Source organism: Psychrobacillus sp. FSL K6-1415, from assembly GCF_038003185.1.
Classification (GTDB): domain Bacteria; phylum Bacillota; class Bacilli; order Bacillales_A; family Planococcaceae; genus Psychrobacillus; species Psychrobacillus psychrodurans.
In genome coordinates, this window is sequence record NZ_JBBOOQ010000001.1 from 4,059,994 (window position 1) to 4,085,618 (window position 25,625).

At 38.6% G+C, this 25,625-nt stretch carries 39 protein-coding genes; all 39 read right to left on the reverse strand.

Annotated elements, in window-relative coordinates:
• Positions 1-51: 51 nt before the first annotated feature.
• The gene (gene rplQ / locus MKY60_RS19980; protein ID WP_090567888.1) at positions 52-432 is read right to left on the reverse strand and encodes a 50S ribosomal protein L17; all 381 of its coding nucleotides are present in this window, start codon (positions 430-432) and stop codon (positions 52-54) included.
• A 53-nt stretch (positions 433-485) separates the two neighbouring features.
• Positions 486-1,430: a DNA-directed RNA polymerase subunit alpha gene (locus MKY60_RS19985; RefSeq protein ID WP_090567885.1), complete on the reverse strand. Its 945-nt coding sequence runs from the start codon at positions 1,428-1,430 to the stop codon at positions 486-488.
• Positions 1,431-1,564: 134 nt separating this feature from the next.
• Positions 1,565-1,954 carry a 30S ribosomal protein S11 gene (gene rpsK / locus MKY60_RS19990; protein ID WP_090567882.1) on the reverse strand — a complete coding sequence of 130 codons (390 nt, stop codon included), beginning with the start codon at positions 1,952-1,954 and terminating at the stop codon, positions 1,565-1,567.
• Positions 1,955-1,979: 25 nt separating this feature from the next.
• Entirely contained in the window at positions 1,980-2,345 is a 366-nt protein-coding gene (gene rpsM / locus MKY60_RS19995) for a 30S ribosomal protein S13 (protein ID WP_090567879.1), read from the reverse strand.
• A gap of 23 nt (positions 2,346-2,368) precedes the next feature.
• Complete coding sequence (gene rpmJ, locus MKY60_RS20000) at positions 2,369-2,482, reverse strand: 50S ribosomal protein L36 (protein WP_003247619.1); 114 nt, start codon at positions 2,480-2,482, stop codon at positions 2,369-2,371.
• A gap of 40 nt (positions 2,483-2,522) precedes the next feature.
• A complete protein-coding gene (gene infA, locus MKY60_RS20005) occupies positions 2,523-2,741 on the reverse strand; it encodes a translation initiation factor IF-1 (protein WP_016429904.1) in 219 nt (72 codons plus the stop codon).
• Positions 2,742-3,178: 437 nt separating this feature from the next.
• Complete coding sequence (locus MKY60_RS20010) at positions 3,179-3,832, reverse strand: adenylate kinase (protein WP_090567876.1); 654 nt, start codon at positions 3,830-3,832, stop codon at positions 3,179-3,181.
• A 65-nt stretch (positions 3,833-3,897) separates the two neighbouring features.
• Positions 3,898-5,190, reverse strand: coding sequence for a preprotein translocase subunit SecY (secY, locus tag MKY60_RS20015; RefSeq protein WP_090567873.1), 1,293 nt, complete (start codon positions 5,188-5,190; stop codon positions 3,898-3,900).
• Positions 5,190-5,630 (reverse strand): 50S ribosomal protein L15, encoded by a 441-nt coding sequence (gene rplO / locus MKY60_RS20020; protein WP_090567869.1) that lies wholly within the window; start codon positions 5,628-5,630, stop codon positions 5,190-5,192. Before rplO ends, secY begins: the two co-directional genes overlap by 1 nt.
• A gap of 32 nt (positions 5,631-5,662) precedes the next feature.
• Positions 5,663-5,845, reverse strand: coding sequence for a 50S ribosomal protein L30 (gene rpmD, locus MKY60_RS20025; RefSeq protein ID WP_090567866.1), 183 nt, complete (start codon positions 5,843-5,845; stop codon positions 5,663-5,665).
• Positions 5,846-5,860: 15 nt separating this feature from the next.
• A complete protein-coding gene (gene rpsE / locus MKY60_RS20030; RefSeq protein WP_090567863.1) occupies positions 5,861-6,361 on the reverse strand; it encodes a 30S ribosomal protein S5 in 501 nt (166 codons plus the stop codon).
• A gap of 21 nt (positions 6,362-6,382) precedes the next feature.
• On the reverse strand, positions 6,383-6,742 hold the full coding sequence (gene rplR, locus MKY60_RS20035; protein ID WP_090567859.1) for a 50S ribosomal protein L18: 360 nt from the start codon (positions 6,740-6,742) through the stop codon (positions 6,383-6,385).
• Positions 6,743-6,772: 30 nt separating this feature from the next.
• On the reverse strand, positions 6,773-7,312 hold the full coding sequence (gene rplF / locus MKY60_RS20040; protein WP_090567856.1) for a 50S ribosomal protein L6: 540 nt from the start codon (positions 7,310-7,312) through the stop codon (positions 6,773-6,775).
• Between the two features lie 30 nt (positions 7,313-7,342).
• Complete coding sequence (rpsH, locus tag MKY60_RS20045) at positions 7,343-7,741, reverse strand: 30S ribosomal protein S8 (RefSeq protein WP_090567854.1); 399 nt, start codon at positions 7,739-7,741, stop codon at positions 7,343-7,345.
• 30 nt (positions 7,742-7,771) lie between these two features.
• Positions 7,772-7,957, reverse strand: coding sequence for a 30S ribosomal protein S14 (gene rpsN, locus MKY60_RS20050; RefSeq protein ID WP_090567851.1), 186 nt, complete (start codon positions 7,955-7,957; stop codon positions 7,772-7,774).
• 18 nt (positions 7,958-7,975) lie between these two features.
• Complete coding sequence (gene rplE / locus MKY60_RS20055; RefSeq protein WP_090567848.1) at positions 7,976-8,515, reverse strand: 50S ribosomal protein L5; 540 nt, start codon at positions 8,513-8,515, stop codon at positions 7,976-7,978.
• A gap of 23 nt (positions 8,516-8,538) precedes the next feature.
• A complete protein-coding gene (rplX, locus tag MKY60_RS20060) occupies positions 8,539-8,847 on the reverse strand; it encodes a 50S ribosomal protein L24 (protein ID WP_090567845.1) in 309 nt (102 codons plus the stop codon).
• Between the two features lie 36 nt (positions 8,848-8,883).
• Positions 8,884-9,252, reverse strand: coding sequence for a 50S ribosomal protein L14 (gene rplN / locus MKY60_RS20065; RefSeq protein WP_053591327.1), 369 nt, complete (start codon positions 9,250-9,252; stop codon positions 8,884-8,886).
• 43 nt (positions 9,253-9,295) lie between these two features.
• Positions 9,296-9,559 (reverse strand): 30S ribosomal protein S17, encoded by a 264-nt coding sequence (rpsQ, locus tag MKY60_RS20070; RefSeq protein WP_090567844.1) that lies wholly within the window; start codon positions 9,557-9,559, stop codon positions 9,296-9,298.
• An 18-nt stretch (positions 9,560-9,577) separates the two neighbouring features.
• Entirely contained in the window at positions 9,578-9,778 is a 201-nt protein-coding gene (gene rpmC, locus MKY60_RS20075) for a 50S ribosomal protein L29 (RefSeq protein ID WP_090567840.1), read from the reverse strand.
• The gene (rplP, locus tag MKY60_RS20080; protein WP_090567838.1) at positions 9,768-10,202 is read right to left on the reverse strand and encodes a 50S ribosomal protein L16; all 435 of its coding nucleotides are present in this window, start codon (positions 10,200-10,202) and stop codon (positions 9,768-9,770) included. The genes rpmC and rplP overlap by 11 nt, the downstream gene beginning before the upstream one ends.
• A 1-nt stretch (position 10,203) precedes the next feature.
• Positions 10,204-10,860 carry a 30S ribosomal protein S3 gene (rpsC, locus tag MKY60_RS20085; RefSeq protein ID WP_090567835.1) on the reverse strand — a complete coding sequence of 219 codons (657 nt, stop codon included), beginning with the start codon at positions 10,858-10,860 and terminating at the stop codon, positions 10,204-10,206.
• 3 nt (positions 10,861-10,863) lie between these two features.
• Positions 10,864-11,208, reverse strand: coding sequence for a 50S ribosomal protein L22 (rplV, locus tag MKY60_RS20090; protein WP_090567832.1), 345 nt, complete (start codon positions 11,206-11,208; stop codon positions 10,864-10,866).
• A gap of 20 nt (positions 11,209-11,228) precedes the next feature.
• The gene (gene rpsS, locus MKY60_RS20095; RefSeq protein WP_090567829.1) at positions 11,229-11,507 is read right to left on the reverse strand and encodes a 30S ribosomal protein S19; all 279 of its coding nucleotides are present in this window, start codon (positions 11,505-11,507) and stop codon (positions 11,229-11,231) included.
• A 60-nt stretch (positions 11,508-11,567) separates the two neighbouring features.
• Positions 11,568-12,398: a 50S ribosomal protein L2 gene (gene rplB, locus MKY60_RS20100; protein WP_090567824.1), complete on the reverse strand. Its 831-nt coding sequence runs from the start codon at positions 12,396-12,398 to the stop codon at positions 11,568-11,570.
• A 42-nt stretch (positions 12,399-12,440) separates the two neighbouring features.
• On the reverse strand, positions 12,441-12,725 hold the full coding sequence (gene rplW, locus MKY60_RS20105; protein WP_090567820.1) for a 50S ribosomal protein L23: 285 nt from the start codon (positions 12,723-12,725) through the stop codon (positions 12,441-12,443).
• Positions 12,725-13,348, reverse strand: coding sequence for a 50S ribosomal protein L4 (rplD, locus tag MKY60_RS20110; protein ID WP_090567817.1), 624 nt, complete (start codon positions 13,346-13,348; stop codon positions 12,725-12,727). The genes rplW and rplD overlap by 1 nt, the downstream gene beginning before the upstream one ends.
• Positions 13,349-13,374: 26 nt before the next feature.
• Positions 13,375-14,004 carry a 50S ribosomal protein L3 gene (gene rplC, locus MKY60_RS20115; RefSeq protein ID WP_090567814.1) on the reverse strand — a complete coding sequence of 210 codons (630 nt, stop codon included), beginning with the start codon at positions 14,002-14,004 and terminating at the stop codon, positions 13,375-13,377.
• Positions 14,005-14,048: 44 nt separating this feature from the next.
• A complete protein-coding gene (gene rpsJ / locus MKY60_RS20120; protein ID WP_042478628.1) occupies positions 14,049-14,357 on the reverse strand; it encodes a 30S ribosomal protein S10 in 309 nt (102 codons plus the stop codon).
• Positions 14,358-14,749: 392 nt separating this feature from the next.
• Positions 14,750-16,066, reverse strand: coding sequence for a Na+/H+ antiporter family protein (locus MKY60_RS20125; protein ID WP_340931000.1), 1,317 nt, complete (start codon positions 16,064-16,066; stop codon positions 14,750-14,752).
• 137 nt (positions 16,067-16,203) lie between these two features.
• Positions 16,204-18,186: an FtsX-like permease family protein gene (locus MKY60_RS20130; RefSeq protein ID WP_269915782.1), complete on the reverse strand. Its 1,983-nt coding sequence runs from the start codon at positions 18,184-18,186 to the stop codon at positions 16,204-16,206.
• The gene (locus MKY60_RS20135; RefSeq protein WP_093495441.1) at positions 18,176-18,937 is read right to left on the reverse strand and encodes an ABC transporter ATP-binding protein; all 762 of its coding nucleotides are present in this window, start codon (positions 18,935-18,937) and stop codon (positions 18,176-18,178) included. Before MKY60_RS20135 ends, MKY60_RS20130 begins: the two co-directional genes overlap by 11 nt.
• A 98-nt stretch (positions 18,938-19,035) precedes the next feature.
• Complete coding sequence (locus MKY60_RS20140) at positions 19,036-20,067, reverse strand: sensor histidine kinase (protein WP_340931001.1); 1,032 nt, start codon at positions 20,065-20,067, stop codon at positions 19,036-19,038.
• Positions 20,064-20,753 carry a response regulator transcription factor gene (locus tag MKY60_RS20145; protein WP_093495443.1) on the reverse strand — a complete coding sequence of 230 codons (690 nt, stop codon included), beginning with the start codon at positions 20,751-20,753 and terminating at the stop codon, positions 20,064-20,066. The genes MKY60_RS20140 and MKY60_RS20145 overlap by 4 nt, the downstream gene beginning before the upstream one ends.
• Positions 20,754-20,845: 92 nt before the next feature.
• Positions 20,846-22,033, reverse strand: coding sequence for an elongation factor Tu (tuf, locus tag MKY60_RS20150; protein ID WP_090567789.1), 1,188 nt, complete (start codon positions 22,031-22,033; stop codon positions 20,846-20,848).
• A 116-nt stretch (positions 22,034-22,149) separates the two neighbouring features.
• Positions 22,150-24,228: an elongation factor G gene (fusA, locus tag MKY60_RS20155; RefSeq protein WP_090567786.1), complete on the reverse strand. Its 2,079-nt coding sequence runs from the start codon at positions 24,226-24,228 to the stop codon at positions 22,150-22,152.
• A gap of 62 nt (positions 24,229-24,290) precedes the next feature.
• Positions 24,291-24,761 (reverse strand): 30S ribosomal protein S7, encoded by a 471-nt coding sequence (gene rpsG / locus MKY60_RS20160; protein ID WP_090567783.1) that lies wholly within the window; start codon positions 24,759-24,761, stop codon positions 24,291-24,293.
• 41 nt (positions 24,762-24,802) lie between these two features.
• Positions 24,803-25,222 (reverse strand): 30S ribosomal protein S12, encoded by a 420-nt coding sequence (rpsL, locus tag MKY60_RS20165; RefSeq protein ID WP_090567780.1) that lies wholly within the window; start codon positions 25,220-25,222, stop codon positions 24,803-24,805.
• 98 nt (positions 25,223-25,320) lie between these two features.
• Positions 25,321-25,569 carry a ribosomal L7Ae/L30e/S12e/Gadd45 family protein gene (locus MKY60_RS20170; protein WP_090567775.1) on the reverse strand — a complete coding sequence of 83 codons (249 nt, stop codon included), beginning with the start codon at positions 25,567-25,569 and terminating at the stop codon, positions 25,321-25,323.
• Positions 25,570-25,625 lie beyond the last annotated feature (56 nt).

Consider the following 25,625-nt stretch of genomic DNA (forward strand, 5'->3'; position numbering starts at 1 on the left):
GCCGGAGGCTTTAATTTACTTTTTGGGTGCGTGAGCACCTAAAAAACTAAATTAAACTAACTCAATTACTACTACTGGTGCTCCGTCTCCGCGACGAGGTCCAGCTTTCATAATACGAGTGTAACCGCCTTGACGATCAGCATAGCGTGGTGCTACATCATCAAACAACTTTTGTAATGCATAGATTGTAGATTCGTTACCTTCTTCATCAGTAGAAGCAACAACCTCACGACGAATGTAAGCCGCAGCTTGACGACGAGCGTGTAAATCTCCGCGTTTACCTAAAGTGATCATTTTTTCAACAACAGAACGTAATTCTTTTGCACGTGCTTCAGTAGTTTGAATACGCTCATTGATAATTAAGTCAGTTGTTAAGTCACGTAACATCGCTTTACGTTGAGAACTTGTACGTCCAAGTTTTCTGTAACCCATGGATGTTTCCCTCCTTTGGTGAATAATTCAAGTCTCGCTATATCAAAACCCGTTTAGTCTTCTTTACGTAATCCTAAACCAAGCTCATCTAACTTCGCTCTTACTTCTTCTAAAGACTTACGTCCAAGGTTTCGTACTTTCATCATATCGTCTTCTGATTTGCTTGCAAGCTCAAGTACTGTATTAATACCAGCGCGTTTTAAGCAATTATAAGAACGAACAGAAAGATCAAGTTCTTCAATAGTCATCTCTAAAACTTTTTCTTTTTGATCCTCTTCTTTTTCGACCATGATTTCAGCAGTCTGAGCCTCATCAGTCATCCCTACAAAGATATTCAAGTGCTCTGTTAGAATTTTTGCTCCAAGAGAAATCGCCTCTTTAGGACCTGTGCTGCCATCTGTCCACACATCAAGTGTTAGTTTATCGAAGTTGGACAATTGCCCAACACGAGTATTTTCCACTTGGAAATTCACGCGTGAAACTGGAGTATAAATAGAGTCGATCGGGATTACGCCGATAGGAAGATCCTCACGTTTGTTTTGAACAGCAGGAGTGTAGCCACGGCCTCGACCTGCGTACATACGCATGCGGAAATGACCATTTTTGCCGATTGTAGCAATATAAAGTTCAGGGTTTAAAATTTCTACGTCACTGTCATGTGTAATGTCAGCAGCTGTAATCGTTCCCTCACCTTTAACATCAATCTCAATGACCTTTTCCTCGTCAGAGTAGATTTTTAAAGCTAGTTTTTTCACATTCATAATAATAGATGCTACATCTTCCACTACGCCCTCAATAGTTGAGAACTCGTGCAAAACGCCATCAATTTGAATAGAAGTAACTGCAGCTCCTGGTAAAGATGACAGAAGGATGCGTCGTAAAGAATTTCCCAAAGTATTTCCATAGCCACGTTCAAGCGGTTCTACAACAAATTTACCAAACTTGGTATTTTCGCTGATTTCTACACTTTCAATCTTTGGTTTTTCGATTTCGATCATTCCAATTTACCCTCCCTCAAAACATCGAATGTATAGGTTCTTTCCATCATGAATTCGATCGTTAACTGATTGCTGTTAATACAACCACAGTCTGTACAATAAATGATGTTCTCAAACAAGTTGAGTATCACCTATTAAACGCGACGACGTTTTGGTGGACGGCAACCATTATGTGGTACTGGTGTTACGTCTTTAATTGCTGTAACTTCTAGACCTGCAGCTTGAAGTGCGCGGATTGCCGCTTCACGACCAGCACCTGGTCCTTTAACAGTTACTTCTAAAGTTTTGATACCATGTTCCATTGAAGTCTTTGCAGCTGTTTCTGCAGCCATTTGTGCAGCAAATGGAGTAGATTTACGAGAACCTCTAAATCCAAGAGCTCCAGCACTTGACCAAGAAAGTGCATTTCCTTGCATGTCTGTGATAGTCACAATAGTGTTGTTAAATGTTGAGCGAATGTGAGCAATACCGGATTCGATATTCTTTTTCACACGACGCTTACGTGTTTGTTGTTTACGTGCCATGTTAAGAAGAAACCTCCTTTACCGATTATTTTTTCTTGTTAGCTACTGTTTTACGTGGACCTTTACGAGTACGTGCATTGTTCTTCGTATTTTGTCCGCGTACTGGTAAGCCTCTACGATGACGGATACCACGGAATGAACCGATTTCCATCAAACGTTTAATGTTTAGTGATACTTCGCGACGAAGGTCACCTTCTACTTTGTATACACCGATTTGTTCACGGATTTTGTTTAGTTCGTCTTCTGTAAGATCACGTACACGTGTCTCTTCTGAAATACCAGCTTCCGCCAATACTTTTTGAGAAGTCGTTTTACCAATTCCGAAAATGTATGTTAATGCAATAACAACGCGTTTGTCGCGTGGAATGTCAACACCAGCAATACGTGCCATATGTGTCGTGCACCTCCTTCTTATTATCCTTGTCTTTGTTTGTGTTTAGGATTTTCACAGATTACCATTACTTTACCGCGTCGGCGAATTACCTTACATTTTTCGCAGATCGGTTTCACAGATGGTCTCACTTTCATCTAACCTAACCTCCTTAGTAGTCCGGAGTGCAAAAGATTATTATTTAAAACGGTACGTAATACGACCGCGAGTTAAATCGTAAGGAGAAAGTTCAATTGTGACTTTATCTCCAGGTAAAATACGAATGAAATGCATACGAATTTTACCCGATACATGCGCAAGTATCGTATGACCGTTTTCTAATTCTACCTTAAACATCGCGTTTGGCAAAGTCTCAACAACTGTTCCTTCGACTTCAATTACATCATCTTTCGCCATCAACCCTGTCTCCCTTCTATATACAAATCAGGTTCTCATCAAAACTCAAACGTAATTTGCTGTTAGTATAGCCTCTAGTAGAACGAAACTATTCGTTCAAGCATATGTTTGGAAATCATGAGAGATGTTCGAAAGACACTCGTAAGGTTTCGCTTTTAGCAATCCACGGAGTAGACTCTCCCTCATGTCAACATGTTCGTACGAATGTGTTGGATGAGTTCCATAGTACCCGTTCGTTACACAGATGCTTCCACGAAACCCATTATACCCCGTAAGTATTATAAATGCACGTGGACAAGGGAGTCCCCGCTTTTGATGCATTTCTTTTCCTCCGAACGTATACCGGGCGCAATATGCTTTTGCAGCTCTCGAAAAAAACATTTTCGTTCTTTGCATACTACCCGGGTATTCAGTCGTCTGCGACAGGCACCGGGCAATTATATGCGGCTGCCCTGTAACAGAGCATCAAGATCAGCGAATACTACTTTAATATCCTGCTGTCCATCTATATTAGATAAAACACCTTTGTCTTCATAAAAATCAAGCAAAGGTTGTGTTTGCTTCATATTTACTTCCAGACGGTTAGTTACCGTTTCCGGATTATCGTCAGCACGTTGATAAAGCTCGCCACCATCTTTGTCACATACTCCATCTTTAGCAGGTGGATTAAAGACCAAATGGTAAGCAGTTCCACATTCTTTACAAATGCGTCGACCTGTTAGACGTTTAATCAATTCTTCTTGTTCTACTTGAATATTAAGCACATGCTCGATAGATTTATCAAGTTCCGAAAGTAAAGCATCAAGTGCTTCTGCTTGAGGAACTGTACGAGGGAAACCGTCAAGTAGGAATCCTTTTTCACAGTCTGGTTTACTTAATCTTTCGCGGACAATACCAATCGTAACTTCATCGGGTACCAAGGCACCTTGATCCATAAACGATTTTGCTTTCAAACCTAGTTCCGTACCATCTTTAATTGCTGCACGAAACATATCGCCTGTAGAAATATGAGGGATTGCGTACTTCTCAACAATTTTATCTGCCTGAGTACCTTTACCAGCACCAGGTAAACCCATTAAAACGATATTCATACGAAAATGCCCCCCAGGACTATATAGTCGATTTTTAGGAACATCAATGTCCCTAAAAACCTACCTTATTTCATAAAGCCTTTATAATGACGTTTAACTAGTTGGGATTCTAGCTGTTTCATCGTTTCGAGTGCAACCCCAACCACGATTAACAAACTTGTTCCGCCAATTTGTGCTGACTGCGGAAGATCCGCATATTTCACAAATAGCATCGGCATGATTGAAATGATAGCTAAGAATATAGCTCCAACAAAAGTTAATCGATACAATACGCTAGTTAAATAATTTTGTGTATTGATCCCTGGACGAATCCCTGGAATATACGCACCTTGCTTTTTCAAATTATCTGCTACGTTCTCTGGATTCACTTGAATGAACGCATAGAAGTAAGTAAATGCAATGATTAAAGCAATATAAATCGTCATACCAATAGGTTGTGTATAATCTAATGCTCTCGTAATAGCTTCGGTAGTACTGTTTTGACCGAAAAATAATACGATTGACTGTGGCGCCATAAGAAACGCTGAGGCAAAGATTACCGGAATTACTCCCGCAGCATTAACTTTTAAAGGCAAGTGAGTCTGTTGACCACCAGTTTGGGCTGCACCAGAAACACGTTTCGCGTATTGAATTGGAATTTTACGCAACGCTTGTTGAACGTAAATTACTCCAACTGTTACTGCGACAATTGCTAATAAAAGTAAAAGTACTATTACAATATTGATAAACAGCGCATCTCCTGCACCTTCAATTTGCTGTGCGTACACTTGGTTAACTGCGTTTGGAATGGCAGCAACAATACCAGCGAAGATAATGATAGAAATACCATTCCCAACACCTTTAGCGGTAATTTGCTCTCCTAACCACATTAAAAATGCAGTCCCGGCTGTCAAAACAACTGCAATAACTAAGTATGTCAATATACCATCATCTTTTATCAATGAACCACTATACATACGGTTGAAACCGTATGACATCGCAATCGCTTGAATAAAAGCTAACACAATTGTGAAGTAACGAGTGAATTGTGCAAGTTTACGTCTTCCGACTTCACCTTGTTTAGCCCACTCAGTAAACTTCGGAACAACATCCATTTGTAGTAATTGTACAATAATGGATGCAGTGATGTAAGGCATGATACCCATAGCTAAAATAGAAAAGTTAGCAAGGGCTCCACCACCAAATGTATTAAGGAAACCAATCAAACCCATTTGGTCTGTTTGTTTTAACACATCGGCATCGACGAAAGGTACAGGTACAAATGTACCGATACGGAAGACGATTAACATCAATAATGTAAAAATGATTTTATTTCGAATATCTCTCACACGCATAAAGTTGGAGATTGTTTGAAACATTAAACCACCTCTGTTGATCCGCCAGCGTTCTCAATTGCTTCTTTTGCTGATGCAGAGAATTTATGAGCTTTTACAGTTAACTTCTTGTCAAGTGTTCCATTACCTAGAATCTTGATACCAGATTTCTCGCTGCTCACAACACCTGTTTCGATTAATAAAGCAGGTGTAACTTCTGTGCCTTCTTCGAAACGATTTAATGTGTCAAGGTTCACAATTGCGAATTCTTTACGATTAATATTCGTAAATCCACGTTTTGGTAAACGACGGAATAACGGGTTTTGACCGCCCTCAAATCCTGGACGAACGCCTCCGCCTGAACGAGCGTTTTGACCTTTATGACCTTTACCTGATGTTTTACCAGTTCCAGAACCGATTCCGCGTCCGATACGCTTACGCGATGAACGAGATCCTTCTGATGGTTTTAACTCATGAAGTTTCATATGGTGGCACCTCCTTATTCTTAAAATAAACCTTAAATTTCTTTTGTTGTTACTAAGTGAGCTACTTTGCCAACCATCCCACGGATAGCTGCATTGTCTTGATGCTCAACTGTTTGATGCATTTTACGTAATCCAAGAGCTTCTACTGTTTTGCGTTGAGCTGGTTTAGTACCAATCAAGCTTCTAGTAAGGGTAATTTCTAATTTAGTTGCCATTGTAATTTCCCCCCCTTATCCTAACAGTTCTTCTACTGATTTACCACGTAATTTAGCAACGTCTTCAGCACGTTTTAATTGAGTTAAACCTTCGATTGTAGCACGTACCATGTTGATTGGTGTGTTAGATCCAAGTGATTTAGAAAGAATATCTGTAATACCAGCCAATTCAAGTACCGCACGAACAGGTCCACCAGCAATTACTCCTGTACCAGGTGCTGCAGGTTTAACTAGAATAGATCCAGCACCAAAGTGTCCTACAACTAGGTGAGGAGTAGTTCCTTTAACTCTAGGTACTTCTATTAAGTTTTTCTTCGCGTCTTCAACTGCTTTACGGATAGCGTCTGGAACTTCTTGTGCTTTTCCAGTACCAAATCCTACATGACCATCTTTGTCACCGACAACTACTAATGCAGTAAAACGGAAACGACGTCCACCTTTTACAACTTTAGCAACACGGTTGATCGTTACTACGCGTTCTTCAAGTTCAAGTTTGTTTGGGTCAATACCACGCATGAAATATGTCCCTCCTTCTTCTTAAAATTCTAAGCCGTTTTCACGTGCAGCTTCAGCTAACGCTTTAACACGTCCATGATATAAGTAACCGCCACGGTCAAATACAACAGATTTGATGTTTTTTTCTGTAGCGCGTTTTGCGATTGTTTCACCAATCAATTTAGCAGCTTCTACATTTCCAGCTGTTCCATTGAAATCTTTATCCATAGTGGATGCACTTGCGATTGTAACACCTTGAGTATCATCAATCAGTTGTGCGTATAAATGTTTATTAGAACGGAATACATTTAAACGTGGACGTTCAGTAGTACCCGTGATTTTTGTACGAACACGTGCATGACGTTTCTTACGAACTTGATTTTTGTCTTGTTTCGTAATCACAGTGGTCACTCCTTTCTAATGCGAAATGCATTATTTACCTGTTTTACCTTCTTTGCGGCGTACAACTTCGCCTTCATAACGAATACCTTTACCTTTATAAGGCTCTGGTGGACGAACTTGACGAATGTTAGATGCTAAAGCACCAACGCGTTCTTTATCAATACCGCGAACGATAACTTTTGTATTAGAAGGAACTTCAACTACTAGTCCATCTTCAGGAGTGAACTCAACTGGATGTGAGTACCCTACATTTAGTACAAGTTTAGTTCCTTGTAATTGTGCACGGTAACCTACCCCAACTAAATCAAGTCCACGTTCGAATCCAGCAGATACACCCGTGATCATGTTAGCTAGCAAAGCGCGAGTTGTTCCATGAATCGTACGGTGTTCTTTTGAATCTGAAGGACGCACTAATGTTATTACTGTACCTTCTTGCTCAATCTTAATATCTTGGTTAAAAGATTTTGTTAATTCACCTTTTGGTCCTTTTACAACTACTGTATTATCAGCGTTAACTGTAACAGTAACTTCTGCAGGAACCTCTATTGGTTTTTTACCTACTCGAGACATTTTGTTGCACCTCCATTCGTTTGTTGATTATTACCAAACGTAAGCTACGATTTCTCCGCCAACTTGTTTAGCGCGAGCTTCTTTATCTGTTAATAAACCATTTGAAGTAGAAACTAAAGCAATTCCTAAACCGTTCAATACTTTAGGTACTTCGTTTGTTTTAGCGTAAACGCGAAGACCAGGTTTTGAAATACGTTTCAAACCAGTGATAACGCGCTCATCATTTTGACCATATTTTAAGAAGATGCGGATAATACCTTGTTTGCTATCTTCTACATATTCAACATCACGGATGAAACCTTCGCGTTTTAAAATCTCCGCGATTTCCTTTTTCAGGTTTGAAGCAGGAACTTCTAATTTCTCGTGACGAACCATGTTAGCATTACGAATGCGTGTAAGCATATCTGCAATTGGATCTGACATTGTCATTACATTTACCTCCTTCCCAGTTATAGGGGATTACCAGCTTGCTTTTTTAACGCCAGGAATTTGTCCCTTGTATGCAAGTTCACGGAAACAAATACGGCAAAGCTTGAATTTACGATATACAGAGTGTGGACGTCCACAACGCTCACAGCGTGTGTATTCTTGCACTTTGAACTTTGGCGTACGTTGTTGTTTTACGACCATTGATTTTTTAGCCACGTTTTCGCCTCCCTTATTTTACTTTTGGAATGGCATACCGAATTGTGTTAATAACTCACGAGCTTCTTCGTCAGAGTTCGCAGTTGTTACAATCACGATGTCCATACCGCGTACTTTCGATACTTTATCATAATCGATTTCAGGGAAGATTAATTGCTCTTTAACTCCAAGAGTGTAGTTACCGCGACCGTCGAATGCTTTTTTAGAAACACCGCGGAAGTCACGTACACGTGGAAGTGAAATAGCGATCAATTTATCCAAGAAGTCATACATACGTTCTCCACGTAGAGTGACTTTTGCACCGATTGGCATACCTTCACGAAGACGGAAACCAGCGATCGATTTTTTAGCTTTCGTAACTACAGGTTTTTGACCTGAAATGATTTGTAATTCTTCTACAGCAGCATCTAGAGCTTTTGTATTAGAAACAGCATCACCAACACCCATATTGATAACGATTTTATCAACTTTAGGTACTTGCATTACTGAGTTATATTCAAACTTGCTCATTAGAGCAGGAGAAACTTCCTTAAGATACTTTTCTTTTAGGCGGTTCATGTGTGTACCTCCCTTCTCTTTACTTATTTAATAATTTCACCGGATTTTTTCGCAACACGAACTTTCTTGCCATCTTCCACTTTAGAACCTACGCGAGTCGGCTCGCCAGTTTTTGGGTCGATTAACATAACATTCGATACGTGGATTGCAGCCTCGTGGCTTACAATTCCTCCTTGCGGATTAGCTTGGTTTGGCTTCATATGTTTTTTGATGATGTTTACACCTTCAACTAACACACGGTCTTTCTTAGGAAAAGCAGTAAGAACAACACCTGTTTTACCTTTGTCTTTACCTGAGATTACCATTACTTTGTCGCCTTTTTTAACATGCATTCTGTCGCACCTCCTTGATTGGCACTTTCATGTAAATTAAAGAACTTCTGGAGCTAAAGATACGATTTTCATGAAGTTGCTGTCGCGTAATTCACGAGCAACTGGTCCGAAAATACGAGTTCCACGCGGTCCTTTATCGTCTTTGATAATAACGCAAGCATTTTCATCAAATTTGATATATGTTCCGTCTTTACGGCGTACGCCGCTCTTAGTGCGAACGATTACAGCTTTAACGACGTCACCCTTCTTGACAACGCCACCTGGTGTTGCTTTCTTAACTGTACATACGACGATATCGCCGATATTAGCAGTTTTACGTCCAGTACCACCAAGTACTTTAATAGTTAAAACTTCACGTGCACCTGAGTTGTCTGCAACTTTCATACGAGTTTCTTGTTGGATCACTTAGGTAACCTCCCTTCGGAATTTATTAGTTCCGAACTTATTATTAGATAATAACCGCTTTTTCTACAACTTCCAATAGGCGGAAGCGTTTAGTAGCTGATAGCGGACGAGTTTCCATGATACGGACGATATCTCCGATTTGGGCTTCGTTTTGCTCATCATGAGCTTTAAATTTCTTAGAATATTTAACACGTTTACCGTATAACTTGTGTTTTTTATGAGTTTCAATTAAAACAGAAATTGTTTTATCCATTTTATCTGATACAACACGGCCAGTGTATACTTTGCGTTGATTACGCTCAGTCATGCCAGAAAACCTCCTTTATCAGTTGTTTGCACTGATTTCTCTTTCACGTACCACAGTTTTCATACGCGCGATAGCTTTACGAACTTCGCGAATACGAGCTGTGTTTTCTAATTGACCAGTCGCCAATTGGAAGCGAAGGTTGAAAAGCTCTTCTTTCAGTGATTTTACCTTTTGTTCTATTTCTGCAGTAGTAAGTTCACGGATGTCATTAGCTTTCATTAGATTCACCACCAATTTCTTGACGTTTGATTATTTTACATTTAATCGGAAGCTTATGTGATGCTAAACGTAATGCTTCACGAGCAACTTCTTCAGAAACGCCAGCTATTTCAAACATTATTTTCCCAGGTTTTACAACTGCTACCCATCCTTCAGGAGCACCTTTACCTGAACCCATACGTACCTCAAGAGGCTTTTTCGTATATGGTTTATGAGGGAATATTTTAATCCATACTTTACCGCCACGTTTCATGTAACGTGTCATTGCAATACGAGCTGACTCAATTTGACGACTTGTGATCCAGCTTGCTTCAGTTGCTTGTAAACCGAATTCACCGAATGCTATTTCTTTGCCGCCTTTTGCTTCACCACGCATTTTCCCACGGTGTTCACGACGATATTTAACGCGTTTAGGCATTAACATATTATTTGCCTCCTTCCTCAGAGTTCTTCTTAACTGGAAGGACTTCACCACGATAGATCCATACTTTAACGCCTAGCTTACCATAAGTTGTGTCAGCCTCAGCATGTGCATAATCGATGTCAGCACGTAATGTATGAAGTGGTACAGTTCCTTCGCTGTAATGTTCAGCACGCGCAATGTCAGCGCCGCCTAAGCGTCCAGATACTTGAGTTTTAATACCTTTAGCGCCAGAACGCATTGTGCGTTGAATTGCTTGTTTTTGAGCACGACGGAAAGATACGCGGCCTTCTAATTGGCGTGCAATACTTTCAGCTACTAATTTAGCATCTAAGTCAGCTCTTTTTATTTCAACAATATTTATGTGTACACGTTTACCAGTTAAATCGTTCAAGTGCTTACGAAGTGCTTCCACTTCAGTACCACCTTTACCGATTACCATACCTGGTTTAGCAGTGTGAATTGTAACGTTAACACGTTTTGCAGCGCGTTCGATTTCTACAGTAGAAACAGAAGCTTCTTTTAAACGAGTTTCGATGTACTTACGGATTTTCAAGTCTTCGTGTAGTAGAGTTGCATAGTCTTTACCAGCGTACCATTTTGACTCCCAGTCACGAATGATGCCTACTCGTAATCCTATAGGATGTACTTTTTGACCCACGAATTATCCCTCCTTCTTCTCTGATACCACGATTGTAATGTGGCTAGTACGTTTGTTAATAGCACTTGCACGTCCCATTGCACGTGGGCGGAAACGTTTTAATGTTGGACCTTCATCAACGAAGACTTCAGAAACAACTAGGTTATTAACATCTAAATCATAATTGTGCTCAGCGTTTGCAATAGCAGATTTCAATACTTTCTCAACAACAGGTGATGCTGCTTTTGGAGTAAGTTGTAAAATCGCAACTGCTTCACCGACTTGCTTACCTCTGATTAAATCAACGACTAATCTTACCTTACGAGGGGCAATGCGCACTGTTTTAGCAATAGCTTTTGCTTGTGACATTTGAATGACCTCCTCTCAAATTAGCGTCTTGTTTTCTTATCATCTGCACCATGACTTTTATAAGCGCGTGTTGGTGCAAACTCGCCTAGTTTATGACCTACCATATCCTCAGTCACGTATACAGGAACATGTTTACGTCCGTCATATACTGCGATAGTTAATCCGATAAAAGTAGGGAAAATTGTTGAACGGCGAGACCAAGTCTTAATCACTTGTTTTTTCTCAGAGTCCTTTTGTGCATCGACCTTTTTCAATAAATGATCGTCTGCGAAAGGTCCTTTTTTCAAGCTACGACCCATGCTGAAACCTCCCTCCGTGATGACACCACGGTTCTATCTGTGAACCGTAGTAAAACCACTTTATTTTTTACGACGACGAATGATAAGTTTGTCGGATTTGTTTTTCTTGTTACGAGTTTTGTATCCAAGAGTTGGTTTACCCCATGGAGACATAGGTGACTTACGACCGATTGGAGTTTTACCTTCACCACCACCGTGTGGGTGATCGTTAGGGTTCATTACCGATCCACGTACAGTTGGGCGTTTGCCTAACCAACGATTACGACCAGCTTTACCAATGTTCACAAGTTCATGTTGTTCGTTTCCTACTTCACCGATTGTAGCGCGGCAAACACCTAGGATTAAACGAACTTCACCAGATTGTAAACGTACGATTACGTACTTACCTTCTTTACCAAGTAATTGAGCAGATGTACCAGCAGAACGAACTAACTGACCACCTTTACCAGGTTTCATTTCGATGTTATGGATAGTAGTACCCATTGGGATGTTTTGTAATGGAAGAGCGTTTCCAGCTTTAATATCAGCTTCTGGTCCTGACACGATTGTCATGCCCACTTCTAAGCCTTTAGGAGCTAGGATGTAACGTTTTTCCCCATCCGCATAATTAATTAATGCGATATTCGCAGATCGGTTTGGATCATATTCAATAGTAGCAACGCGTCCTGGTATACCATCTTTGTTTCGTTTGAAATCAATGATACGGTATTGACGTTTGTGTCCACCACCATGATGACGAACAGTAATTTTACCTTGATTGTTACGGCCGCCTTTACGTTTCACAGGAGCAAGTAGAGATTTCTCTGGCTTGTCAGTTGTGATTTCAGCGTAATCTAATGAAGTCATGTTACGACGTCCGTTTGTCGTTGGTTTATACTTTCTAATCGCCATGTTATTCCCTCCTTCTTGAGTATTAATTCCTTTTTACAAGGATTAGATTTCGAATAACTCGATTTCTTTGCTTTCTAGAGTTAACGTAACAATCGCTTTACGACGTTTGTTTGTATACCCACCAAATTTACCTACGCGTTTATATTTCCCTTTGTAGTTCATGATGTTTACTTTTTCAACATCTACTCCAAAGATTTCTTCAACAGCGTATTTAACTTGAGTTTTGTTGGCGCGAGTGTCCACTTCAAAAGTGTACTTTTTATCTGCCATTACTTCAGAAGAACGCTCAGTAATGACCGGACGTTTAATAATATCACGTGCTTCCATTATCCAAGCACCTCCTCTACTTTTTCTACTGCTGCTTTAGTCATTACAAGTTTGTTATGACCGATTAAATCTAAAACGTTAATGCCTGTTGCAGACACAACTGTGATTCCAGGGATGTTACGAGCAGCTAATGCTACTGTTTCATCTAAATCAGCAGTTACGAATAACGCTTTTTTATCGATTGAAAGGTTAGATAACACTTTCACGAATTCTTTTGTTTTTGGTGCATCAAATGCTAAACCTTCAAGTACTACAATGCTTTCTTCACGAGCTTTTGTTGAAAGAGCTGAAAGAAGAGCTAAACGACGTACTTTTTTAGGTAATTTAAAGCTGTAACTACGTGGAGTCGGTCCGAAAACAACACCACCACCACGCCATTGTGGAGAGCGGATAGAACCTTGACGAGCACGTCCAGTTCCTTTTTGTTTCCATGGTTTACGTCCACCACCAGCAACTTCAGAACGGTTTTTCACTTTGTGATTACCTTGACGAAGTGAAGCGCGTTGAGAAATGATAGCTTCAAATAAAACAGATTCATTTGGTTCAATACCGAAAACTTTATCGTTTAATTCGATTTCACCAACTGAAGAGCCTGCTTGATTGAATAATGATACTTTTGCCATTCCTGTTTCCTCCTTCCTTAAGAGAATTATTTCGATTTAATAGCAGCTTTTACAACTACTAATGATTTACGAGAACCAGGAACATTACCTTTTACTAATAGTAGATTACGTTCAGCATCCACTCTTACGATTTCTAAGTTTTGGATTGTTACTGTATGTCCACCCATTTGACCAGGTAATTTCTTTTGTTTGAATACACGGTTCGGAGCAACTGGCCCCATTGAACCTGGACGACGGTGGTAACGAGATCCATGGGCCATTGGTCCACGAGATTGTCCGTGGCGTTTAATAACACCTTGGAAACCTTTACCTTTAGTAACACCTGTTACATCAATTACATCGCCTTCTGTAAAACTTTCTACCTTGACTTCTTGACCAACTTCGTAATTAGCTGTATCCAAGCCGCGGAATTCGCGGATGAAGCGCTTAGGAGCAGTGCTTGCTTTAGCTACGTGCCCTTTCGCAGGTTTATTAGAAAGCTTTTCGCGCTTGTCTTCAAAACCTAACTGAATAGCTTCGTAACCGTCTGTTTCAGCTGTTTTCTTTTGAAGTACTACGTTTGGAGTAGCTTCAATAACAGTTACAGGGATTAAGTCACCGTTCTCAGCAAATACTTGCGTCATACCGATTTTTCTACCTAAGATTCCTTTGGTCATTCGTCACACCTCCTATAATAATTTGTGTTTTTTATTTTTTACCATTAAAGTTTGATTTCAATATCAACGCCAGATGGTAAATCAAGCTTCATTAACGCATCAACAGTTTGTGGTGTTGGGTTAACGATATCGATAAGACGTTTATGCGTACGCATTTCGAATTGCTCACGAGAATCTTTATACTTATGAACAGCACGAAGAATCGTATAAACAGATCTTTCAGTCGGAAGTGGAATCGGACCCGATACACTTGCACCTGAACGTTTAGCAGTTTCCACAATTTTCTCAGCAGATTGATCAAGAATTCTGTGATCATACGCTTTTAAACGGATACGAATTTTTTGTTTTGCCATTACTTTCCCTCCTTTTCGCCTATTTTCTAGACATTCTCCACGAAAATTTTCCGTACACTCGCCATGGCAAAGCGGCCGGGTGTGTCGGTAACCTCTCGCTTCATCGCAGTCAAAGACCAACATTCAACATTATATACAATAAAAAAAGATTTCGCAAGTGTTTTTACGAAATTCTTTTTAATGTTATAACCGCATTACTTTTTCTATAATACTTATGTTTTTCTAAGCCGTTGTCTAGTATATAAAATTTAGATTGAAATAGCAACTGATATGAGTAATGTTATTTTTAGAATACGTAGTTCCTTTTATTACAATTTGCAACTGTTTCTCTAAAACAATTTCAATTAAAAAGGATATCCCTTTAATAGAGATACCCTTCCTTCTATTTATTACTATAGAACAAACACTACCGCTATCCATCCGAAAAGAACGAGTGGAATATTATAACAAAGAAATGTTGGCACACATGTATCCCAAATATGATTATGCTGTCCATCAACGTTCAATCCTGCAGTTGGTCCAAGCGTTGAGTCGGAAGCAGGTGAACCTGCGTCACCTAAAGCACCTGCAGTACCTATTAATGCGATTGTCGCTACTGGGCTTAACCCAAGCTCCATTGCAAGCGGTACAAAGATAGCAGCGATAATAGGTATAGTTGCAAATGATGAACCTATTCCCATCGTCACTACCAAACCTATGATCAACATTAGTAACACCGCTGCACTAATATTACCCCCTAATAGCCCTGAGGATGCTTCCACTAGACTTTCTACATGCCCAGTAGCATTAATGACCGCCGCAAATCCATTGGCTGTAATCATCACGAAACCAACGAATGCCATCATACGCATTCCTTCTGTGAGAAGTTCATCTGCCTCTTTCCTTTTTAACGCACCACTGACGTAAAGGACTACAATACCTGCAAGAGCTCCCGCAATCATAGAGTTTGTTGCTACTTGAACAACTAACGCTGCTATTAATGAAATCACCGTAAAGATAATGCTACTTTTTTTCACCTGTACTTTTAATTCGCTTACTTTTACTGCTTCTTGTTTATAGTTTCTAGGTTTGCGAAATAATACAAATGCCATTACTAACCCAAATACCATTCCAAGAGCCGGAATAGCCATCGCCTTGGGAATATCATTTAATGCTATCTCTAGGCCGGAGAGGCCCATCTGTGTAGCAACGATTTCTTGATAAATTGCACCAAATCCGTACGGGAGAAACATATATGGAGTAATTAAACCAAACGCCAAAATACAAGCAATCAATCTTCGGTCTACTTGTAACATGTTCAACACTTTTAAGATAGGTGGTACTAACAATGGAATAAAAGCAATATGAATCGGGATCAAATTCTGAGAGAACACAGCCATCATCAATAGCAATAAAAAGACTAAAGCTTTCACAAATCCTGTTTTATCTGAATCTCCCTTAGTTTTCACTACCTTTAAAATTGCCAACACTAATAACTCCGGAATACCAGTTTTAGAGATAGCAATTGCAAAGCCTCCTAACAGTGCATAACTAAGCGCTATGGTCGCTCCAGCACCTAACCCACCCGTAAATGCATCAATCGTTTCTGCAACGGATAGACCTGCTGTGAGCCCACCTACAAGAGCACCTATAATTAATGAGAACACTACATTGATACGAAGTAAACTCAATACTAACATTACTATTACTGCAATTAAAACAGCATTCATATAAAACACTCTCACTTTCACACACTAGATTACTAATACGTAGAAGTTTATAATTTTACAACTCAAATGTCAATAGTCTATCCTCGTACTATTTATAAAAAACCTGAAATCCAAAAGAAATGGACTCAGGTTTTTTATTAAAATGCATTTTCTACAACTTTTCTATAATAGCCAGCAGATAGAATAGCAAATATTGAGTAAAGTATAATATATATACTCATCGTAATCAGTAAGGGAGCTACTAGTTCCGTACCAAAGAAAACCCATCCAGCTTTAACTGCGAAATAACTGTGTGAGAGACCGATTAATAACGGAAAGCCGAAGTTAAACAGCTGCTTCCGACGAATCCCCTTCATAATTTCATTAGTAGTAAATCCCATCTTACGCAAAATCGTATAGGCGCCCTTTTCTTCATCAGCCTCGGACATTTGTTTAAAGTATAATATACTCCCAGTCGCAATCAAAAATGCTAGACCTAAGAATCCTGATATAAAAATTGTCAGCCCAAATGAGTTTAATATATCTAAACGATAAATTTCTTGAGATTCTACACTAACTGTTTTTGTTGCTAGTCCACTAGGGTAAGGGATTTCTACTGATACTTTGTTCTCTTCAAATACTTCCTCCGCTTTTTTTAGTTGATCCTCTTCCTTCAACTCCATACCTACTATCTTTTGATTTTCATTTAGAGGATCATGAAGTAATTTTTGGAAATAGAAATCAGATACTATAACCGTAATAAAATTATAGTTATGATAATTTGGTACCAAGGATTCTTCTGTAACCTCAGTAATAAATATTTCATCCGTTCCAGTAGAAGTGATAAACTGAATTGGTTTTTCTGATTCCAGTCTTATATTCTCCGCACTCAAACTATCATAGCCTACTATATAACCCTCATCTTCCTTTAATTGAAGATTAGGTAACTTGTTTTGTATATCTTTCTGACTTACAACTTGCACTGTCAGTAGCGTGGATACATCTTTTTTTAGCGCAAATTCTTTCAAAAGAAGTGGACGGACATCAGCTTGAACCGCCAGTAAATCTAGGTCATGTCTAGTATATTGAATCCCTTCTTTGTCAAACTCATCTATTAAGTCAAAACCAGTATCCTCGTACATTACATAATCATAAGACACTGAATCCTGCGCCATCGCATCTGCAGAGTAGTAAGAGATATAAGCTAATGTGAGTATTCCAAGTGTTGTAGCAGATAAAATCGTAATAGTCGTAAGAGACATTGCACTGGACTTCATGCGATGCATAATAGTAGACAAAGATAAAACATCTGCAACAGACATTAAACCTTTTTTACTTTTCCTTACCATATTAAGAATAAGCGCTACCGAGAAACGAAACACAAAATATGTTCCACCAATCGTTAAGGTTAGTATTAAAAGCAGTTGAATCAACATCTTATCTGGCGTCAGTGTTGGATCATCTAATAAATCTAATAGAGTAGTGGATAAATAGTAGCCGTATCCTATAAAAACAAGCCCTATAAACCCTAAGATCATTTGAAAAGCGTTGAATTTTTTAACCTTTTCGTCTGCAACTACTGTTGTAGTGATAAGGCTTAAGAGTGACACTCTCCTTATCCTCATAGCTGTTTGCAAAATCACTACCATTAGTAATAATAGAAATACAATTACAGTCCTTAGAAGAGCTTCTATAGAAAAAGAAAGTTCTACAAACGCATCCTTTTCTATTATTTTCAAAAGAATCATTACAAATATTCTCGATGTAATAAACCCCATAAATACTCCGAGGATAATTGCACCTAACCAAAGTATAATATTCTCAATTGCTATTAATCTGGTCACTAGCCCCTTTGGCATTCCTACTAGCTGATATAAGCCGATTTCCTTGCTCCGTCGATTCATAAATAACTTATTAGCATAAAGAACAAAGAAAATGACAATGAATAGGAGTAGATAAGAAGCCGCTTTTAAAATTGTTGCAGTCATACCATTACCAATTTCCTTAGTTATTGCTGGATTATACTGTAACGTTACAAAGGAATAATACAATGTAACGCTAAATATTAAAGCGAAGACATATAAATAATAATTTTTTGCATTTTTCCTCATACTTCTTAGAACTAACTGATTAAGCGTCATAGCCATCACCACTTAATACACTTTGTGTATTCATAATTTCACGATAGAATTGCTTCCGATCCTTTTCACCTTTATAGAGCTCCGAATATATTTGCCCGTCTTTTAAAAATAGTACTCGTGAGCAAAAACTAGCAGCCACAGGATCATGCGTAACCATCATAATTGTCACTTTTTTCTCTTTATTAATTTTTTCTAAGTTACTTAGTAATGCAGTAGCCGATTTAGAATCCAATGCCCCCGTTGGTTCATCAGCAAATACGATAGACGGATTACCCACAAGAGCTCTTGCAGCCGACGTTCTTTGTTTTTGTCCTCCAGATATCTCATTAGGATATTTGTTCAATATATCCTCAATTCCTAAAAGAGTTGTGATATCCTTTATCTTCTTCTCTGCCACAGTTTTAGGAACTTTTCCTACTGATAAAGGGAGATATATATTTTCTTTGACAGTCAATGTGTCCAGCAAGTTATAATCTTGGAAGACAAAACCAAGTTGTTCTCTGCGGAACTGGGCAAGTTTTTGTTCCTTCATTTTTTGCAGATTAAAATTGTTTATCTCTATCATACCTTCTGTAACTTTATCAATAGATGCTAACACATTTAAAAGAGTTGTTTTACCCGAGCCCGAAGGTCCCATAATTCCAACAAATTCCCCTTCTCGTACTTCTATATCAATATCCTTCAATACTTCCTGAGTATTTGTCTTTTTTCCAAACACCTTTTTAATTTTTCGACCTCGTAAAATAATCATGGTCTACCTCCTACCTTTTATTACTCTCATTTTACCCACTATTTAATAGAAAATCGTTTGTTTAAGGTGACAAACAAAGAAAGTAGATGACATTATTGTCACCTACCTAGTATTTGTTGCATCTTATTTTGTAAGGGGAAATGTAATGAAAAGGTAGACCCAATACCAACCTCAGAAACTACACTTATTGTAATTCCTAGATTTTCGGCAGAATTCTTTGCTAGGTATAGTCCCATTCCAGTGGAAGCAGTACTTTCTCTTCCCACCCTACCCGTAAAAGTTTTATCAAAAATTCTAGGCATGTCCGCTTGAGATATCCCAACACCTTCATCTTGAATGGAAAGAATCAAGTGACCCAACTCATCCTTTTTAGTATAGATCTGTATTTCTTGCCCTTCTTTACTATATTTAACTGCATTCGATATTATCTGCCGTATTATAAATGAAAGCCACTTTTGATCAGTTAGGGTATCTTCATCTAAATCTTTGGTTTCAAAACCTATATTACGCTGCATACACCAAGGCTTTAATTCTTTTATTTCCTGGAAAATAACACTTTTTAGATTTACTTCTTCTATCACATTATCTTTTTCTATAAAAGGAAGGCGTGTTTTATAAAGCTGTTGATCTAAAAGCATGTGTAACCTGAGCCATTCTACCTCTAATTTTTTTTTAAGCATTGAATCTTGCACGTTATCTAACATAAGTTTCATACTAGTTAGTGGGGTTTTCATCTCATGTATCCAGGAAAGTGCTTGGTCCTTTTCTTCAAGTAAAACTGTTTTAGAATCATTTAACTCCTGTTTCCCTAATAGAATAAGCTCTTGAAGCTCATCCATGATTATTTTATCGAAAAGGGATTGTCCCTTTGGTAATCTTGCAATAACCTGATCAAATGTAGAGTCTTTCTCACTTATACTAACAATACTATTTATAAATCTTGTTTCTTGATAAAATCTCCACAAAAAGAACATTAAAAACAAAAATAAATTTATACTATTCATATACAATAAAGAGGTATTTGTAAAGGAAACGTCTATTGTCAGTAGTATATTAATCCATAGCTGAAAAAAAACAAAAAATAAAATCCATGGAGTACGTTCTTTTATATATAAGAGAAACAGCTTCATAGCTCACCCTTTGTTACCGCCATATATCCCAATCCTTTTTTGGTTATTATAACTTCTTCTAACCCAATTTGCTCCAATTTTAACCGCAGTCTATTAACGTTTACAGAAAGTGTATTGTCATTCACAAATTTCTCATCATCCCATAACTTTCTCATGAGATCATCTCTAGAAACTATTTTATCTACGAATTGGTATAAAATTTTAAGTATAAATAACTCATTTTTAGTAAGTTCAACCTCTTTATCTCCCTTGGAGATATTACTTCTAGAGTAATCTATAATAGCACCGTTCCACTGTACAATATCTGACTGTTCTTCAGTATAGTCATACGTTCTACGAAGGAGTGCCTGAACTTTCGCTAATAAGACTTCCATATTAAAAGGTTTTTGAACGAAGTCATCTGCCCCCATTTGCATCGCCATAATCATGTCCATTGGATGATCTCTCGACGAAAGAAAGATAATAGGCACCTTTGAATGCACCCGAATCTCTCGGCACCAATGAAAGCCATCATAAGCCGGAAGCTGTATATCTATAATTACTAACTGTGGTTTCTGTTCTATAAATGTAGGAAGTACTTGCTGAAAGTCATTAGGCCCAATTACTTCAAATGACCAAAGAAGAAACTTTTCTTTTAATAAATTAAATATCGAAATATCATCTTCAATTAGCATAATTTTTTGCATTTTATTACCTCCTACGTACAGTGTACACAATTTTAAGTATAAAAAAAACCATCTCGTCGTCACGAGATGGTTTTATATTAAAGAATTATAGATTACTTAGTGATAGTAGCAACTACACCAGCGCCTACAGTACGTCCACCCTCACGGATAGAGAATTTAGTACCTTCTTCAAGAGCGATTGGTGAGATTAGAGATACAGTCATTTCGATGTTATCTCCAGGCATAACCATTTCTACACCTTCAGGTAAGTTACAAACACCAGTTACGTCAGTTGTACGGAAGTAGAACTGAGGACGGTAGTTTGAGAAGAATGGAGTATGACGTCCACCCTCTTCTTTTGAAAGAACATAAACTTCAGCTTTGAAGTCTGTGTGTGGAGTGATTGAACCTGGTTTAGCTAATACTTGCCCACGTTGGATCTCTTCACGAGAAACCCCACGAAGAAGTGCACCAATGTTGTCTCCAGCTTCAGCATAGTCAAGAAGTTTACGGAACATTTCAACACCAGTTACAGTAGTTGATTTTGCTTCTTCAGTAATACCGATGATGTCTACAACGTCACCAATTTTAACTTGTCCACGCTCAACACGTCCAGTAGCAACTGTACCACGACCAGTGATTGAGAATACATCCTCTACTGGCATCATGAATGGTTTGTCAGTTTGACGTTCTGGAGTTGGGATATAGCTATCTACAGCGTCCATTAATTCAATAATTTTTTCTTCCCAATCTGCTTCTCCTTCAAGAGCTTTAAGAGCAGAACCTTTAATTACAGGAAGGTCATCACCTGGGAAGTCGTATTCAGAAAGAAGGTCACGAATTTCCATTTCAACTAATTCAAGTAATTCTTCGTCATCAACCATATCACATTTGTTCATGAATACAACTAGGTATGGAACACCTACTTGACGTGAAAGAAGGATATGCTCACGAGTTTGTGGCATTGGGCCATCAGCAGCAGATACTACTAAGATCCCGCCGTCCATTTGTGCTGCACCTGTGATCATGTTTTTAACATAGTCAGCATGTCCTGGGCAGTCAACGTGTGCGTAGTGACGAGTTTCAGTTTCATACTCAACGTGTGAAGTATTGATAGTGATTCCACGTTCTTTTTCTTCAGGAGCGTTATCGATGTCAGCATATGATTTAGCTGTTCCACCCATTTTTTTAGAAAGAACTGTTGCGATAGCAGCAGTTAGAGTTGTTTTACCATGGTCAACGTGTCCGATTGTACCAATGTTAGCATGTGTTTTGGAGCGATCAAATTTTTCTTTAGCCATTAGAGAAGTCCTCCTCAGTAATTGTATGATTTTTTATTATAAAAGTAAGGGACTAATAGCCCCTTGTCTTTCATATACTATAAGTTAGTTATACTTTAGTTTTGGTGAAAATTCAATTATTCACCTTTATTTTTTTTGATAATTTCTTCAGAAATTGATTTTGGAACATCTTCATAATGATCAAATGTCATTGAGAATACTCCACGTCCTTGCGTGTTAGAACGCAATGCCGTTGCATATCCGAACATTTCAGCAAGCGGAACCATTGAACGCACAACTTGTGCATTTCCGCGAGCGTCCATACCTTCAACGCGACCACGACGAGAAGTGATATCACCCATGATGTCTCCTAAATATTCTTCAGGAATAACAACTTCAACTTTCATGATTGGCTCAAGAATTACTGGGTTTACTTTAGATACAGCATTTTTCAATGCCATAGAAGCAGCAACTTTAAAGGCCATTTCATTCGAGTCAACATCATGATATGATCCGTCGTATAATTTTGCTTTAATATCGATTAATGGATATCCAGCAAGTACACCATTGTTAAGTGAGTCACGAAGACCTGCCTCAACAGCTGGAATGTATTCACGTGGAACTACCCCACCGACAACAGCATTTTCAAATTCAAAGCCTTTTCCTTCTTCGTTTGGAGAGAATTCAATCCAAACGTGTCCGAATTGACCACGTCCACCAGATTGACGTACGAATTTACCTTCAACTTTTGCTGAAGAGCGGAAAGTTTCACGATAAGATACTTGAGGAGCACCTACGTTAGCTTCTACTTTAAATTCACGACGCATACGGTCAACTAAGATATCAAGGTGAAGTTCACCCATACCTGCGATAATAACTTGACCAGTTTCTTGGTCTGTATGAACGCGGAATGTTGGATCTTCTTCTGCTAATTTTACAAGAGCAGCACCCATTTTGTCTTGGTCAGCTTTAGATTTTGGTTCAACTGATAAAGAAATAACTGGTTCTGGGAATTCCATAGACTCTAGAATTACTAGAGCTTTTTCATCACACAAAGTATCTCCAGTTGTTGTATCTTTCAAGCCTACAGCTGCAGCAATATCTCCAGCGTAAACTTGTGAGATTTCTTCACGAGAGTTAGCATGCATTTGTAGGATACGTCCTACGCGCTCACGCTTACCTTTAGTTGAGTTTTGAACGTACGAACCAGCTTGTAATGTACCAGAATATACACGGAAGAATGTTAATTTACCAACGTAAGGGTCAGTCATAACTTTAAATGCTAATGCAGAGAATGGTTCTGAATCGTCAGAATGACGTTCAATTTCATCATCAGAATTAGGATCGATTCCTTTCATTGCCGGAATATCAAGTGGTGATGGTAGGTATGCAACAACTGCGTCAAGAACTTTTTGAACACCTTTGTTTTTAAATGCAGTACCACATACTACTGGATAGAATTCTACGTTTAAAGTACCTTTACGGATACCGTTAACTAATTCTTCGTTCGTAATTTCTTCTCCACCAAGATATTTTTCCATTAAATCTTCATCAAGTTCAGCTACAGCTTCAACTAGCTTTTCACGATATTCTTCAGCTTGTGCCATGTATTCTTCAGGAATTTCCACTTCTTGAATGTCTGTTCCTAAGTCATTACCGTACACAGTTGCTTTCATCGTTACTAAGTCGATAATTCCAGAGAATTCATCTTCTGCACCGATTGGTAATTGAATTGGATGAGCGTTAGCTTGTAAACGATCGTGTAGAGTTCCTACAGAATATAAGAAATCTGCACCCGTTTTATCCATTTTGTTAATGAAAACAATACGCGGTACGCCATAAGTTGTAGCTTGACGCCATACTGTTTCAGTTTGTGGTTCAACACCAGATTGAGCATCTAGTACTGTAACCGCACCATCAAGTACACGAAGTGAACGTTCAACTTCAACAGTGAAGTCTACGTGTCCAGGTGTATCGATGATATTTACACGGTGATTATCCCATGCAGCTGTTGTTGCAGCTGAAGTAATAGTGATCCCACGTTCTTGTTCTTGCTCCATCCAGTCCATCTGTGATGCACCTTCATGAGTTTCCCCGATTTTGTGGATTTTACCAGTGTAATAAAGAATACGCTCCGTAGTAGTCGTTTTACCAGCATCGATGTGAGCCATGATACCGATATTACGTGTTTTGTCTAAGGAGAACTCTCTAGCCATATTGTATTTCTCCTTCCATATTCGGATTAGAGTATGATTTTAGATTGATTTTAAAGAATAGCTTACCAACGATAGTGAGCGAATGCTTTATTAGCTTCTGCCATTTTATGCATATCTTCACGTTTTTTAACTGAAGCACCAGTGTTGTTAGATGCATCAAGAATTTCGTTAGCTAAACGTTCTTCCATCGTTTTTTCTCCACGAAGACGTGAATAGTTTACTAAGTAACGAAGACCTAGTGTTGAACGACGGTCAGGACGTACTTCAACCGGTACTTGGTAGTTTGCACCACCAACACGACGAGCACGTACTTCTAGAACTGGCATTACATTATTTAGAGCAGCTTCAAATACTTCTAATGCATCTTTACCTGAACGTTCTTTAACAAGTTCGAACGCTCCGTATAGAATTTTTTGAGAAGTACCTCTTTTACCGTCAACCATCATTTTATTGATTAAACGAGTTACTAGTTTTGAATTATAAATTGGATCTGGTAACACGTCACGTTTGGAAACAGGACCTTTACGAGGCATGTGTTTTCCTCCTTTCGACGAATGTCAAATTATTAATTAAATTATTTCTTTTCTTTAGGGCGTTTTGCACCGTAAAGAGAACGACTTTGCATACGACCAGTAACACCAGCTGTATCAAGAGCACCACGTACGATATGATAACGTACCCCTGGTAAATCTTTTACTTTTCCTCCGCGGATAAGTACAACACTATGTTCTTGTAGGTTGTGTCCTTCTCCTGGAATATAAGCAGTAACCTCTAACGTATTTGTTAAACGTACACGCGCATATTTACGAAGTGCTGAGTTAGGTTTTTTCGGCGTCATAGTACCAACACGAGTACAAACCCCACGTTTTTGTGGAGAGTTAAGATTAGTACCAGCCTTTTTGAAGCTGTTATAACCTTTTCCTAGTGCTGGAGACTTTGATTTCGTGCTTTTGGATTGACGAGGCTTACGTACCAATTGGTTAATTGTAGGCATCGATTATTCCTCCCTTCATTTGTTCTTGTTAATACCACACATCCAGGTGGTTCATTTTTGGGGTAAAAACAAAGTCTTTGTGCATTACACAAAAACTGTTACACAGTAATAGCTACTACTGACGCCGCTAAGCGCAGTCCACAAGCTTTACCAAGATCTACTTTAGACTCAACATAGTTAATCGAAACATTGTTTTCCACAGCTGTTTGTCGTGCTAGTTCAATGATTCTCTCTTCTACATCTAGTGCAATATAAACTTCGTTGACAAGCCCTTTTTTCATTGCTTTTACTGCTTGCTTTGTACCTATGATTGTTTCTTTCGCTTGTTTCACTTTTTCATAAGACATTTGCATATCCTCCAAAGGTACAAGTCAAATAACTATCAACCTTAAATATATTATCA

Excerpts from the sequence above, each read along its gene's own strand:
- rplQ (WP_090567888.1), bottom strand. The coding sequence starts at position 432 with ATGGGTTACAGAAAACTTGGACGTACAAGTTCTCAACGTAAAGCGATG.
- MKY60_RS19985 (WP_090567885.1), bottom strand. The coding sequence starts at position 1,430 with ATGATCGAAATCGAAAAACCAAAGATTGAAAGTGTAGAAATCAGCGAA.
- rpsK (WP_090567882.1), bottom strand. The coding sequence starts at position 1,954 with ATGGCACGTAAACAACAAACACGTAAGCGTCGTGTGAAAAAGAATATC.
- rpsM (WP_090567879.1), bottom strand. The coding sequence starts at position 2,345 with ATGGCACGTATTGCTGGTGTTGACATTCCACGCGACAAACGCGTTGTT.
- rpmJ (WP_003247619.1), bottom strand. The coding sequence starts at position 2,482 with ATGAAAGTGAGACCATCTGTGAAACCGATCTGCGAAAAATGTAAGGTA.
- infA (WP_016429904.1), bottom strand. The coding sequence starts at position 2,741 with ATGGCGAAAGATGATGTAATTGAAGTCGAAGGAACAGTTGTTGAGACT.
- MKY60_RS20010 (WP_090567876.1), bottom strand. The coding sequence starts at position 3,832 with ATGAATATCGTTTTAATGGGTTTACCTGGTGCTGGTAAAGGTACTCAG.
- secY (WP_090567873.1), bottom strand. The coding sequence starts at position 5,190 with ATGTTTCAAACAATCTCCAACTTTATGCGTGTGAGAGATATTCGAAAT.
- rplO (WP_090567869.1), bottom strand. The coding sequence starts at position 5,630 with ATGAAACTTCATGAGTTAAAACCATCAGAAGGATCTCGTTCATCGCGT.
- rpmD (WP_090567866.1), bottom strand. The coding sequence starts at position 5,845 with ATGGCAACTAAATTAGAAATTACCCTTACTAGAAGCTTGATTGGTACT.
- rpsE (WP_090567863.1), bottom strand. The coding sequence starts at position 6,361 with ATGCGTGGTATTGACCCAAACAAACTTGAACTTGAAGAACGCGTAGTA.
- rplF (WP_090567856.1), bottom strand. The coding sequence starts at position 7,312 with ATGTCTCGAGTAGGTAAAAAACCAATAGAGGTTCCTGCAGAAGTTACT.
- rpsH (WP_090567854.1), bottom strand. The coding sequence starts at position 7,741 with ATGACAATGTCAGATCCAATTGCAGATATGCTTACACGCATTCGTAAT.
- rplE (WP_090567848.1), bottom strand. The coding sequence starts at position 8,515 with ATGAACCGCCTAAAAGAAAAGTATCTTAAGGAAGTTTCTCCTGCTCTA.
- rplX (WP_090567845.1), bottom strand. The coding sequence starts at position 8,847 with ATGCATGTTAAAAAAGGCGACAAAGTAATGGTAATCTCAGGTAAAGAC.
- rpsQ (WP_090567844.1), bottom strand. The coding sequence starts at position 9,559 with ATGACTGAGCGTAATCAACGCAAAGTATACACTGGCCGTGTTGTATCA.
- rpmC (WP_090567840.1), bottom strand. The coding sequence starts at position 9,778 with ATGAAAGCTAATGACATCCGTGAACTTACTACTGCAGAAATAGAACAA.
- rplP (WP_090567838.1), bottom strand. The coding sequence starts at position 10,202 with ATGTTAATGCCTAAACGCGTTAAATATCGTCGTGAACACCGTGGGAAA.
- rplV (WP_090567832.1), bottom strand. The coding sequence starts at position 11,208 with ATGTCACAAGCAAAAGCTATTGCTAAAACAGTGCGCATTGCCCCTCGT.
- rpsS (WP_090567829.1), bottom strand. The coding sequence starts at position 11,507 with ATGGGTCGTAGCTTGAAAAAAGGACCTTTCGCAGACGATCATTTATTG.
- rplB (WP_090567824.1), bottom strand. The coding sequence starts at position 12,398 with ATGGCGATTAGAAAGTATAAACCAACGACAAACGGACGTCGTAACATG.
- rplW (WP_090567820.1), bottom strand. The coding sequence starts at position 12,725 with ATGGAAGCACGTGATATTATTAAACGTCCGGTCATTACTGAGCGTTCT.
- rplD (WP_090567817.1), bottom strand. The coding sequence starts at position 13,348 with ATGGCAAAAGTATCATTATTCAATCAAGCAGGCTCTTCAGTTGGTGAA.
- rplC (WP_090567814.1), bottom strand. The coding sequence starts at position 14,004 with ATGACCAAAGGAATCTTAGGTAGAAAAATCGGTATGACGCAAGTATTT.
- rpsJ (WP_042478628.1), bottom strand. The coding sequence starts at position 14,357 with ATGGCAAAACAAAAAATTCGTATCCGTTTAAAAGCGTATGATCACAGA.
- MKY60_RS20125 (WP_340931000.1), bottom strand. The coding sequence starts at position 16,066 with ATGAATGCTGTTTTAATTGCAGTAATAGTAATGTTAGTATTGAGTTTA.
- MKY60_RS20130 (WP_269915782.1), bottom strand. The coding sequence starts at position 18,186 with ATGACGCTTAATCAGTTAGTTCTAAGAAGTATGAGGAAAAATGCAAAA.
- MKY60_RS20135 (WP_093495441.1), bottom strand. The coding sequence starts at position 18,937 with ATGATTATTTTACGAGGTCGAAAAATTAAAAAGGTGTTTGGAAAAAAG.
- MKY60_RS20140 (WP_340931001.1), bottom strand. The coding sequence starts at position 20,067 with ATGAAGCTGTTTCTCTTATATATAAAAGAACGTACTCCATGGATTTTA.
- MKY60_RS20145 (WP_093495443.1), bottom strand. The coding sequence starts at position 20,753 with ATGCAAAAAATTATGCTAATTGAAGATGATATTTCGATATTTAATTTA.
- tuf (WP_090567789.1), bottom strand. The coding sequence starts at position 22,033 with ATGGCTAAAGAAAAATTTGATCGCTCCAAAACACATGCTAACATTGGT.
- fusA (WP_090567786.1), bottom strand. The coding sequence starts at position 24,228 with ATGGCTAGAGAGTTCTCCTTAGACAAAACACGTAATATCGGTATCATG.
- rpsG (WP_090567783.1), bottom strand. The coding sequence starts at position 24,761 with ATGCCTCGTAAAGGTCCTGTTTCCAAACGTGACGTGTTACCAGATCCA.
- rpsL (WP_090567780.1), bottom strand. The coding sequence starts at position 25,222 with ATGCCTACAATTAACCAATTGGTACGTAAGCCTCGTCAATCCAAAAGC.
- MKY60_RS20170 (WP_090567775.1), bottom strand. The coding sequence starts at position 25,569 with ATGTCTTATGAAAAAGTGAAACAAGCGAAAGAAACAATCATAGGTACA.